At 34.7% G+C, this 12,039-nt stretch carries 14 protein-coding genes; 1 reads left to right on the top strand and 13 read right to left on the bottom strand.

The features are described 5' to 3' along the window. Nucleotides 1-272: 272 nt before the first annotated feature. Complete coding sequence (locus MJG50_RS21475) at nucleotides 273-1,142, bottom strand: nucleotidyltransferase-like protein (RefSeq protein ID WP_240257828.1); 870 nt, start codon at nucleotides 1,140-1,142, stop codon at nucleotides 273-275. 235 nt (nucleotides 1,143-1,377) lie between these two features. Between MJG50_RS21475 and MJG50_RS21480 the strand changes: the two genes are divergently transcribed. After that, nucleotides 1,378-1,740 carry a YgzB family protein gene (locus MJG50_RS21480; protein ID WP_240257829.1) on the top strand — a complete coding sequence of 121 codons (363 nt, stop codon included), beginning with the start codon at nucleotides 1,378-1,380 and terminating at the stop codon, nucleotides 1,738-1,740. 23 nt (nucleotides 1,741-1,763) lie between these two features. Here MJG50_RS21480 and perR read toward each other — a convergent pair whose 3' ends face one another. The 12 genes from perR to bcp form a co-directional block, all read right to left on the bottom strand. Next, entirely contained in the window at nucleotides 1,764-2,207 is a 444-nt protein-coding gene (perR, locus tag MJG50_RS21485; RefSeq protein ID WP_240257830.1) for a peroxide-responsive transcriptional repressor PerR, read from the bottom strand. 136 nt (nucleotides 2,208-2,343) lie between these two features. Continuing rightward, nucleotides 2,344-2,892: a cob(I)yrinic acid a,c-diamide adenosyltransferase gene (locus tag MJG50_RS21490; RefSeq protein WP_240257831.1), complete on the bottom strand. Its 549-nt coding sequence runs from the start codon at nucleotides 2,890-2,892 to the stop codon at nucleotides 2,344-2,346. A 2-nt stretch (nucleotides 2,893-2,894) separates the two neighbouring features. Further along, on the bottom strand, nucleotides 2,895-3,848 hold the full coding sequence (locus MJG50_RS21495) for a D-2-hydroxyacid dehydrogenase (RefSeq protein ID WP_240257832.1): 954 nt from the start codon (nucleotides 3,846-3,848) through the stop codon (nucleotides 2,895-2,897). Between the two features lie 225 nt (nucleotides 3,849-4,073). Beyond that, on the bottom strand, nucleotides 4,074-4,271 hold the full coding sequence (locus tag MJG50_RS21500; protein WP_240257833.1) for a hypothetical protein: 198 nt from the start codon (nucleotides 4,269-4,271) through the stop codon (nucleotides 4,074-4,076). A 245-nt stretch (nucleotides 4,272-4,516) separates the two neighbouring features. Beyond that, nucleotides 4,517-5,554: a siderophore ABC transporter substrate-binding protein gene (locus tag MJG50_RS21505; RefSeq protein WP_240257834.1), complete on the bottom strand. Its 1,038-nt coding sequence runs from the start codon at nucleotides 5,552-5,554 to the stop codon at nucleotides 4,517-4,519. A 233-nt stretch (nucleotides 5,555-5,787) separates the two neighbouring features. Then, complete coding sequence (locus MJG50_RS21510; protein ID WP_240257835.1) at nucleotides 5,788-6,555, bottom strand: iron ABC transporter ATP-binding protein; 768 nt, start codon at nucleotides 6,553-6,555, stop codon at nucleotides 5,788-5,790. Then, a complete protein-coding gene (locus tag MJG50_RS21515; protein WP_240257836.1) occupies nucleotides 6,552-7,505 on the bottom strand; it encodes an iron chelate uptake ABC transporter family permease subunit in 954 nt (317 codons plus the stop codon). The genes MJG50_RS21510 and MJG50_RS21515 overlap by 4 nt, the downstream gene beginning before the upstream one ends. Beyond that, nucleotides 7,495-8,448 carry an ABC transporter permease gene (locus MJG50_RS21520; protein ID WP_240257837.1) on the bottom strand — a complete coding sequence of 318 codons (954 nt, stop codon included), beginning with the start codon at nucleotides 8,446-8,448 and terminating at the stop codon, nucleotides 7,495-7,497. The genes MJG50_RS21515 and MJG50_RS21520 overlap by 11 nt, the downstream gene beginning before the upstream one ends. 223 nt (nucleotides 8,449-8,671) lie before the next feature. After that, nucleotides 8,672-9,898 (bottom strand): cation:proton antiporter, encoded by a 1,227-nt coding sequence (locus MJG50_RS21525; RefSeq protein WP_240257838.1) that lies wholly within the window; start codon nucleotides 9,896-9,898, stop codon nucleotides 8,672-8,674. 9 nt (nucleotides 9,899-9,907) lie between these two features. Further along, nucleotides 9,908-10,402: a cation:proton antiporter regulatory subunit gene (locus MJG50_RS21530; protein WP_240257839.1), complete on the bottom strand. Its 495-nt coding sequence runs from the start codon at nucleotides 10,400-10,402 to the stop codon at nucleotides 9,908-9,910. Between the two features lie 75 nt (nucleotides 10,403-10,477). Beyond that, on the bottom strand, nucleotides 10,478-11,044 hold the full coding sequence (locus MJG50_RS21535) for a tyrosine-type recombinase/integrase (RefSeq protein ID WP_240257840.1): 567 nt from the start codon (nucleotides 11,042-11,044) through the stop codon (nucleotides 10,478-10,480). Nucleotides 11,045-11,199: 155 nt separating this feature from the next. Further along, on the bottom strand, nucleotides 11,200-11,667 hold the full coding sequence (gene bcp, locus MJG50_RS21540; protein ID WP_240257841.1) for a thioredoxin-dependent thiol peroxidase: 468 nt from the start codon (nucleotides 11,665-11,667) through the stop codon (nucleotides 11,200-11,202). Nucleotides 11,668-12,039 lie beyond the last annotated feature (372 nt).

Genomic DNA, 12,039 nt, shown 5'->3' on the forward strand with positions numbered 1-12,039 from the left:
TATCTTGATTAAACGTTGACGCTTGTATTGTGTTCAGTTTTCAAAGAACTTTTTTAGTCAACCTCACGAGGCGACTTTCTTAATATAACATATTGACTAGTTGATGTCAATAATGTTTTTTCTTTTTTTTGAAGCCGTCTGAACTGCTTTTTCAGCGGCGAAATCTAATATAACATGGATTCTAATTTCTCGTCAATACCTATTATAATATTTTATTAAAATAATAAAAGAATCACTCCTACGCTAAAGCGTAAAAGAGATTCTTCAATATATTATTTACTGATTTTATACTTTCTATGATAAATACCTTGGCCTTTTGTTTCCATTAATTCTACTTCTAATAGATGTTTTTCAACAAGAAACTCAATAAAAACCTCAAGGTCTACCGAATATATTTGAAGGTCTGGATGCTCCATAATTTCTCCATATAACCATGAATCCTCATTTTCGGATAACACATTAATTAAGTGACTTCCTCCAAGCCTTACTCGAGAATGGATTAAAAACTCACTCGCTAAAAATAATAGTTCCAGTCGTTTTTCAAGGGACTCTTCGCTCTCAACCAATTCTACATATAACTTATGGATTTGTGGATCAATTTGTTTAACTTGATTCCATACTGTTACCTCTGGATGAAATCCCTTTTCAATTACCGCTAGTCTGGCTAAATGATGTAAAGCATGGATCACATAATTATATGCATCTAGATTATGTTTAAGTTCAAAAAATGCCTTTCCATCCTGATAGCGGCGAATTAGCTTTGCAAACTCCACACCCATTTTGATTTGTCTCTCTTCAGTTGGAAATTCGTACAGCTCTTTTTTTAGATCTTCTATATAATCATTACGATCAAACATCACTCTTCCATTTAGAATCCAATCAATTACTTTTCGATTTGATCCTAATAATAACCACTCTTTCAGTTGAGTATCTGTAACAGTATACAAGGTGGCTTTTCCATTGTTTGACTCATAATGCTTAATGATGAAAGGTTTCTGTGATTCTTTTACAATGACTAATAGCACTGAATTGAATGTATCTGTAATCGGAAAAGCCTCATCACTTTTTTCAATCATGATAATACCTAATGTATGTAGATTACTTGCTCTTTCCTGATAAATGGGTCTAAGTAAGTCCTCCATTTTAATTTCCTCCAATCTAATGCTTGCAGAGGTTGTTCAAAAATTATATGTAAGTAGCCCTTCGTTGTCTGGAAGTTGGCAACTTTTAAATTGTACTTCATTTGTCTTTATTTTTGAACACGTACTTAATATATATTTCGACGAAATAAAATAAAAACCCTTTTACTGAAGTTTATATTTATTCTTTTTAAGTTTTGCTTTTATATTGTATAGTATATGAAGGAGGTTGTATGTTATGGGTATAAAATATTCTAGTAAAATTAATAAAATTCGTTCTTTTGCTTTAGGATTAATTTTTGCAGGTTTCATTGTAATGTATGGCGGCATTTTCTTTAAATCAAATGTTATTGTGATGACAATCTTTATGATACTTGGACTTCTATTTATCATTGCAAGTACAGTTGTGTATTTTTGGATTGGAATGTTATCGACGAAGACGATTCAAGTTATTTGTCCGTCATGTGATAAACCAACAAAAATGCTTGGTCGGGTTGACATGTGCATGTATTGTCGGGAACCATTAACACTTGACCCAGAACTAGAGGGAAAAGAATTTGATGAGAAATACAACCGAAAAAAGCTCGAGAAAAAAAGCTGACATTTCTATTAATGTCAGCTTTCTTAATGAGCATTATTCTTTTGGCATTCCATACATGTTCCGTAAATCTCCATACGGTGATGACTCACTTTAAAACCAGTTACATGTGCTGCTAATGCTTCTACTTCATCTAAGCCTGGATAATGAAAATCAACAATCTTACCACATTCTTCACAAATCACATGATAGTGATGTGTTGTAATATAATCAAAACGACTTGAAGAATCACCATATGTTAATTCCTTAACTAAGCCAACCTCACGAAAAACACGAAGATTGTTATACACGGTAGCAACGCTCATGTTAGGAAATTTCCCTTCGAGTGCTTTATAAATATCATCAGCCGTTGGATGAGTCATTGCATTGATCAAATATTCTAGTATCGCATGACGTTGCGGAGTGATTCTAACCCCAGTATCCTTCAACGTATCTAGTGCTTCCTTCAAATGATTATCTGACACCGCCATGCACCCCTTCCTAAAAAACATTATTATTTTATAATCTTTATAATTAGTGTATCTTGATTACCCTATATTTGTCAACATTTCTAATGTTACTATATGACTAATATTAATGATTTACCCCTATTTATTTTTTATTGGCTTATTGATGTAGTGTCGGTTCATAAATGCTTAATTTATGATTCACATACCGAGCCGCAACAAATAAAAAGTCTGATAAACGATTAAGGTAAGATATAACAAGTGGGTTTACTTCTTCTCCAATCGTAACTGCCCTACGTTCTGCTCTTCGTACAATTGTTCTTGCCACATGAAGAGAAGCACCTGTATTGCTACCACCTGGTAAAATAAAATTAGTTAGTGGTGGGAGTTGTGCATCCCATTGATCGATCACTTGCTCCAATTCAATAATATTTTCAGCTGCAACCTTCCATTTTACTTCTTTTCCAGTCGGGGTAGCTAGTTCTGCACCTACGTGGAAAAGAACAGTTTGAACTTTTTTAAAAATATCAAAAACCTCTTCTTTCCCTTCAAAACTATAGTCATTTAAGTGACTCAAAGCTACACCAATAACAGAATTTGCTTCGTCACAAGTTCCATAAGCCTCCACACGTAAGTCATCCTTCGAAACTCGCTGCCCATAAACCAATGATGTCGTTCCTTTATCACCTGTTTTTGTATAAATTTTCATAATTAGTACCCCCGCTCCAAATCGATTTTATTTATGTACTCATTACTTCCCTGCTTAAATATCTGAAAGTTCTTTTCAAAAATATCAAATGACCGTGGTAAATACATGTCTGTTTTACTTGAAAAATGAGGAGTAACCGTTACTTGTTCAATATCCCAGAAAGGATGATCACTTGGAAGTGGTTCTTGTTCAAACACATCTAAAATAGCGTGTGAAATCTTTTTGCTTTTCAACGCCTCTATCAGTACTTCATCCTTCACAAGATCCCCACGACCAATATTAATGAAGATTGCATCACTTTTCATTAAATTAAAATGTTTTTCCGATAATAAGTACTTCGTCTCATCAGTACTCGGCAGTACAGATACAATAAAATCAGGTTTAGGTAAAAACTCCTCTATTTCACTTACCTGATACATTTGGTCAGTAAATTCATGGAGTTTTCCACTTCGATTCACGCCAAGCACCTTCATATTAAATGCCTTAGCAAGTCGTGCGATTTCCCCACCAATTGCACCAACCCCTAATATCCCAATGGTTTTACCGAATAACTCGCCTGTCTGGAATCCGGTTCGCTTCCAAAGATGCTGATTCTGTTGTTCAATGAATCGTTTATTTTGCTTAATGACCTGAAGCATCATTGAAATCGTATACTCTGCCATCGGAATTTTGTGGATACCCCTTGCATTCGTAACAAGAATCCCCTTTTCTTGTATAGCGTCAAATGGCATTTGATCCAAACCAGCCGACATCACCATAATCCACTTTAACTTAGAGGCTATCGAAACCAATTCAGGCGTTAAGTCCTCCCCATATGTAATCAGAATATCTGCATTTTTTAACTCATGTTGTGCTTCTTCCATGTTACGATAATAATGAAATTCATCTTTTGGAAAAAGTGTGTTCATTTTATTTATTAACTCTTCTTTAGGTTTAATTGTAGATAATATCAGCATATTCCATTAAAACCTCCTCTCCTTTATATTACCAACATGTGGGTTTTCATGGTAGCTATCATTTGAATTTTCATAAAAAAAGGTGCGAGATTTCTCTCGCACTACATTCACGCTAACATCTGAGGAGGTATGCCCTACACTAATAAGATACGCTGTCGCCAGTTATCGGTATAGACTCCTGTCTTGTAGGTTGTAAAATAGGCTATCTACAACTATTCAATTGATTCAATCAATTTTCTGGTTCGGTGCCTCTACTTTCTTTCGTTTAAAACTTGGAGCGAGGTATATGCCAGCCATGACTAAAATACCCCCAGTTATTCGGTAGTACCTGTTTTCCATTAAATCAGTGGAAATCGTAAAGCCGGTTATTAATATCGTAAACCCAATAATCGCAATGAAAATACCGATAATAATTCGATTCATGAATCTATCACCTTTACATTATAATTCAAACCTTATTTACCAGTATATAGAGTTAACCTTAAGAGAAGATTACGTAATCATTACGGAATACTAAAAATGATTTTGCGCGATGTTCTGAGGATATACACGTTTAAAATGATATTTGCCACGTTACAAAAGTTATGTGCACATATACTTTCTAAAAAAACTACCCAAAAGTCAGTTTTCACCAACCTTTGGGCAGCCTCTTTTCATACATTATTTACTTATTTTAATTCATCTAAAATTTCTTGGATTTTTGCAAGCTCAGATTGTAAGCCACCGCCACTTAAATACCAAAGTGGTCCGTCTAAGTATACAATTCGATTGTTTTTATATGCATCTGTCTTCTTAACGATTGCATTTTCCATATCTTTATCAATATTTGATTTTTCACCGATTGCAGCAGTTCGGTCGATAACGAATAACACTTGTGGATCGAATTCTAAAATTGCTTCGAAACCAAAGTTAGAACCGTGTGAAGAAGATTCGATATCTTCTGTTACTGGTTTGAAGCCATAAGTATCATAAATGTAACCATAACGAGAATTTGTTGAGAAACCAGATAATTGTCCTTCGTTGTACATCGTCACTAATGAAGTTTCATAATTTCCAGCTAAAGTCTTAACTTCTTCTAGAGCTGAATCAAATTTACCTTTGAATTCTTCTGCCTCTGCTTCTTTACCAAACATTTTAGCCGCAAGATCTACAGAAGCTAGGAATGTGTTCCAATAGTCGTCTTGAGATGTTCCAACGAATACGACAGGAGCGATTTCTTCAAATTGCTCATAGAATGCTGATTGACGACCAGAGATAAAAATGACATCTGGATCAAGTTCAGCTATATCTTCAAGTAAAGGCTCTTTTAGATTACCTACACTTACATACTCATCTGCTGAATACTTTTCTAGGTGAGACGGTAAAGAAGTATCTTTAGGAATACCTACAACTCCTTCAACACCAAGTGCATCTAATGTATCTAAGAATCCATAGTCAAATACTACGATTTTTTCTGGCATTTTATCAAATGTTACATCTTCAAAAGTTGTTTTTGTACCATCTTGACCTTCAGAGGCAGCAACTGTTGGAGATACAGTCATTGGGTAAACTGGACCTTCTCCTTCTTTTACTACTTCAGTTTCTTTTGCTTTGTCTCCCGATGCAGTAGGCTCATCTTTATCTTTTGAAGCTTTTTCATCACTACCACAAGCAGCAATTACGACTGTTAATGCTAAAAGTGCAAAAGCTAATAACCATTTTTTCATGAGTCTTTCCTCTCCTCTTGGACATTATGTAACAACTAGAAATGATAATCATTATCACTGATAACAATTCTCATTATATCGACATCAATCTACTTCGTCAATACCATTTTGAAAACTTTTTTAAAACTCATTTAATTCTTGTAAAAAATCTGCGGCATTCACCGGAGGCTTTAACTTTATTCAGTTGAATAAAGTTAAAAAGACCCAGAGTCTATGTCTCCAGGTCTCTAGTTTTATGAATGAGAATTAAAATATACACAAATCCTACATCCATGTTGTTCTTGAATTGGAATATCCATATCATAAATCTCGCGTAATGCGTCCGTGTTAATAATTTCATGAGTTGGACCGTCTTTTACAAGCTTCCCATCTTTTAACGCAACAATTCGATCTGAATAAACCGAAGCAAAGTTAATGTCATGCAATACAATAACAACGGTTTTGCCCAGTTCATCCACAAGCTTACGTAAAATTTTCATAATTTGAACAGAATGTTTCATATCCAAGTTATTTAGCGGCTCATCAAGTAATACATAGTCAGTATCTTGGGCAATAACCATCGCAATAAAAGCACGTTGTTTCTGACCACCAGATAATTCATCCAAAAACTTATCTTGCATATCAGTTAAGTTCATATACTCCAGTGCTTGGTTAATAAATTTTTCATCTTCAGCAGTAAGACGTCCTCTTGAATACGGATAGCGGCCAAAAGCAACTAGCTCCCGTATCGTTAAACGTACATTAATAAAGTTTGATTGCTTCAAAATCGATACACGCTTTGCAAATTCGGATGATTTCCACTTTTTAACGTTATTCTTATCAAGTAAAACTTCCCCAGTATCCGCATTTAATAATCGACTCACCATTGAAAGAAGCGTAGATTTCCCTGCACCATTTGGCCCGATAAATGAGGTAATTGTCCCAGGTTCAATTCTTACTGATACGTCTTCTACAACAGGTTTCTTACCATATAGCTTCGTTAATCCCTTGATCTCAATCATCCTGCTGCCCTACTTTCTTTTAATAATAAGTAAATAAAATAAATACCACCGACAAAGTTAATAATCACACTTAACGTTGTACGCAATTCCAAAATATGCTCTACAAGGAACTGCCCCCCAACTAAGGCGATAACACTCATTAAACTAGCACCTAAAATTAAGATCGAGTGCTTATACGTAACTAAATATTGATAGGCAAGGTTCGCCACAATTAATCCAAAAAACGTAATCGGACCAACAAGTGCAGTTGCTGTCGCAATTAACACCGATGATAAGATTAAAACATTCATTACCATACGGTCATAATTAATACCAAGATTCATCGCATTCTCACGGCCAAGTGACATTACGTCTAACTTATCCATAATAAGATAACCATAGATAAATGCGATTAGTAAAATTCCAATTGAAATATATAATAACTCCGCCTTAACGTTTGTAAAACTCGCAAACAGCCGGCTTTGAAGACTTAAGTATTCGACAGGGTCAATCAACACTTGTAAAAATGTCACAAGACTTCCCAAAAGTGTCCCGATAATCATTCCGATTAATAAAAGGAAGAAAATCGGATGCTTGTCGGAACGGAAAAGGAATCGGTACAAAATGAGTGCAAACAGTACCATTGCAAAAATGGCTGCACCAAAGTTTAGATATTTATTTAACACCCATACAGACATGGAGCCTGCAAAGAAATAGATTAATGTTTGAACAACTCCATACATTGAGTCAAGACCCATAACTGAAGGTGTCAATATACGGTTTTGTGTAATCGTTTGGAAGACGACAGTTGAATACGCGATTGCAATCCCTGTTACAACCATTGCTGATACTTTTATCATACGTCTTGGAAAGGCGTAGTCAAAGCCGCCTTTTATATCATAAAATCCATATAATAAAATACAAATAATTGCAAGGACTGCTAATAAAATCAGTTTCGTACTATTTCGCATATGCTCTCCCCCTAAATAACATAATTAAGAAGATTGCACTGCCAATTACTGCAACAGTTACATTGACTGGAATCTCGTACGGATGAATGATAATTCTTCCTAAAATATCACAGATTAATAGAAACACAATCCCAAGAACTGCCGTATGCGGAATCGTCTTTCGTAAATTATCCCCTAAATAAAGAGACACGATATTCGGTACAATAAGACCTAAAAATGGAATAACACCAACAGTTAGTACCACTGTTGTTGAAATAATAGCAACTAGAATAAGACCGATATTCAACACAAACTTATAACTTAACCCTAAGTTTTTAGCAAAATCCTCACCCATACCTGCGACAGTAAATTTATTCGCAAAAAGATACGCTAAAATGACTGCTGGAATACTTACATATAACAGTTCATAGCGACCAGATATGATTAATGTGAAGCTTCCCATTAACCAAGATGATATGTTTTGGAGAAGGTCTCCTTCATACGCAAAAAATGTTGTAATCGATGACAAAATATTTCCGTACATAATTCCGATTAACGGAACGAAAATAGCATCTTTAAATTTAATTCGATCTAATATTTGCATGAAGATTAATGTTCCTACTAGAGCAAATGCAAAGCTGAAAATAATTTGTTGCGTATACGTTACATTTGTAAGGAATAACATTGAGATTAGAATCCCTAGCTTCGCTGCATCTAAAGTACCTGCAGTCGTTGGTGAAACAAATTTATTTCGACTTAAACTTTGCATAATTAAACCAGCAATACTCATTCCTGCTCCTGCCAATATGATCGCCACTAATCGAGGCACTCGACTAATTAGGAAGATTTGAGTCTCATCCGATTCCCAATCAAGTAAATCCATTGGTGTAATATCAATTGCTCCAATAAATAGCGAAATGAATGACAGGACTATGCTTGCGATTATTAACATCCATAGTTTCATATGTAATCCTCATAACATGTTGTATTCTTAGCACGATAATTGAAAACGATTATCATTACTAATAACCCCATTATATAGAAAGAAAAATCTAAAATCAACCAAGAAGTAATAGTGTCCGAATTTTGTCAAAAATACGATAGCTGGCTCCTAAAAAAAGATTCCTAGTCATATTTTAATAGATAAAAAAAAACGCATTCTCGAAAAATGCGTTAATGGTTATGATCTATTCACCTGGAACCTTTATTTTCTTTCGAACAGAGACGTCGCTCCATTTAAATATCTTATTTAAAACTTGATAGATTTTTTTAGATTCCTTCGTTAAAAGTGGACCAATAATAGCAAGTACAAGAACATACACGGCTGTAAATGGCTTTAAAATAGGCATTAATCCTCCAGCAAGGCCTAAATTGACTACTATTATAGAAAATTCTCCCCTGGACATGATCGTTAACCCAATATTCGTCGAAGCCCGATAGGACAACCCCGCTTTTCGACCAGAAATCATACCAGCAGTAAAATTCCCAATAATAGTAACCAAGACAGCTCCTAATGCCAACCAAACTGCCCCTCCTAAAGAAGCTGGGTCAATATTTAATCCAAAGCTAAAGAAAAATACAGCTCCAAAGAAATCTCTAAATGGTACAACCATTTGTCCGATTCGATCACGTTGTTCTGTCTCTGAAAATACTAATCCAAGTAATAAGGCTCCGATTGCCTCAGCGACATGAATCGTCTCTGAAAATCCTGCAATGAAAAATAATAATGCAAAAATGACAATAATGAACACTTCATTCGATTTTATATTTAACAAACGATTAAGAACCGGTGCACCTATTCGTGCAATAATGAAAAATAAGAGCATATATCCGATTGATATTAGCACTGATACAAGTATACCTACAGCTGAAGTAGATCCAGCTAACAATACACCTGACATAATTGTTAAAAATAGAGCTAAAAAGATATCATCAAACAAAATAATTCCTAAAATTAATTCTGTTTCTGGGTTTGCAGTACGTTTCAAATCAACCACTACTTTAGCTACAATCGCAGTAGATGAAACACTTACAAGTCCAGCAATGATTAACATTTCCATGAAGGGCATACCAGTAAGAAAACCATATAATAGGCCTAAAATAAAATTCATTACTACATAGATGCTACCGCCCACTACAATATTTCGTCCAGATTTCATTAATTTACCGACAGAGAATTCTAGACCTAAATAAAAGAGTAAGAAAAGGACACCAATCCGCCCCATGAATGCGATAAATTCCTGACTTTCAATAAACTTTAAGTTAATAATTCCAATTGTAGGGGCATGTGGTCCGACTAGCATCCCCAGAATAATTAAAAAAGGAATGATTGAAAAATTAAATTTACTCGCTAATAAAGCTCCTATCGCAACGATAACAAGAGCTGTTCCTACTTCAAAGATTAAATGATCCATCTATAACCATCACTCCTTATTTGATAGTAAGTTTGTTATCAATCCTTTCAATTCATTTCTTTCACCAGAGATAACCAATGTATCTCCTGCTTCAATCACTGTGTCAGGACCAGGATTGTTTGATTTTTTCATATTTTTCTTCATAATCGCAATAACAGTCACACCATATTTGTTTCGTACATCAATCTCACCGATTGTTTTGTTAACAGCAGGCGCACCTGGCTCTACCTTAAACCATTCAATGATTAAATCATCAAAGGCAATGTCAATTGTTTCTAAGGCCTTTGGTTTATAAGCCATACCACCTAATATTCCTGCGATTTGTCTTGCTTCTGAATCATCAAAAGCTATACTTGAGACACATTCCTCATGATCGTCAGAATCAAAATGATAAATCTCTCTTCGACCATCATCATGAATAACCACCACGATTTTATCCTGATTCTTTGTTATGATTTCGAACTTATATCCGATACCTGGAAGATCGCTTTCCCTTACCTTCATTTCATATTCCTCCTAAACTTTTTCGTTCATTATAATATGGGTATATAACATTGGCAAAACCTACCTAACAATCCGTTACAAGTTAACATCAATTTCAGTTCGAATCTTCTCACTTTTAGAAACCCCTATATACTTAAGAGTTTCCGATGCAGAGGAGTGATGGAATTGTTTTTGTAACAGGGATATTGCAACTCCTCGTTTAAAAGCGTGATACCCGAAGGTTTTTCGTAACGAATGTGTACCAATTTTCGATTCAATTCCAACCTCTTTAGCAGCATGATTGATAATACGATATGCCTGTTGCCTTGAGATTGCTTGAAGTGTTTTAGGAGAAAAAAATAAAAATGAATCCCTATCTAAAGGAACGGATGCAAGGAACTCTTTAATCGCCCTTTGTACCTTGCTATTTAGATAAATATACCTTTCCTCAATATTATCTTCCCCTGTAAGGGTTAGAAAGTCCTTTATCCCCCCATTTTCCTCAAGTACATCACCTACCTTAAGTGCAAGCATTTCTGAAATTTTTAATCCTGTATTAATTCCAAATACAAAAAGCAAATAATCCCGTTCTGAATGCATTTTTAATATCTTTTTCATTGCCTGAATCTTTTTCTTATCACGAATTGCTTCAACAAATTCCATGTAATATCCCCTTGTCGTGATGTTACATAACATTATCTTAACACTATATTATGTAACATGTCTAAGATTTTGCTTACAAAATTTTTTTCCAAAATATAAAAATGACATATCCAAATGGTAGATATGTCTTTTTTCATATATTTATTATAGCTTATTTAATGATTGTTTTTTACATATTCCAATGCTTCCTCAACATGACCTTTCACCTTCACCTTACGCCATTCCTTAGCAAGGTTTCCGTCTTTATCAATGAGAAATGTTGAACGCTCCATCCCCATATATTCTTTTCCGAACATTTTCTTTAACTTCCATACATCATACTTTTTCGCTACATCATGCTCATCATCAACAAGCAATAAAAATGGCAAATCATATTTATCAATGAATTTCTTATGCTTATCAATTGGATCCTGGCTTACCCCTAGAATAACAGCATTTAACTCTGCAAAGCTCTTATGGGCATCACGAAAATCACATGCTTGTGTCGTACAGCCTGGTGTCATATCCTTTGGATAAAAGTAGAGAATTACATTTTTCCCTTTAAAATCAGATAAAGAAACTGTCTCCCCATTACTTGCTGTCAATTTGAAATCTGGAGCTTTTTTTCCTACTTCTAGTGTCATTTCGATCGAACCTCCTAAATAATCTCTATTATTATCGTACAGAATATGATTGGTTAATACAAATTAATTTGCTCTCGTTATTGTGCTTGAAATAAGGTACTTAGTGAATGTATTCGTTAGCAAACTTATTTGCTAGGTGTTTTACTTAAATAATTCACAAACATTTTAATAGTACTTTTTTTATCATTTTCCGACAGAAGGCTCCCTCTTCAATCGTGTGATGGGCGCAGCCCAACGATAAGAGGGAGATGAATGTCGGTTGGTAGTAACCAAAGTGGTTTCCGTATGGTAAAATTAGAACGAACATTCCCTTTTGGGGTGAGGTGAAAACAATGCTAATCAACAAGGCATACAAATTCCGTATCTATCCAA

Origin of the sequence: Fredinandcohnia quinoae, assembly GCF_022427965.1 — a bacterium.
GTDB classification, from domain to species: Bacteria; Bacillota; Bacilli; order Bacillales; family Bacillaceae_L; genus Ferdinandcohnia; species Ferdinandcohnia quinoae.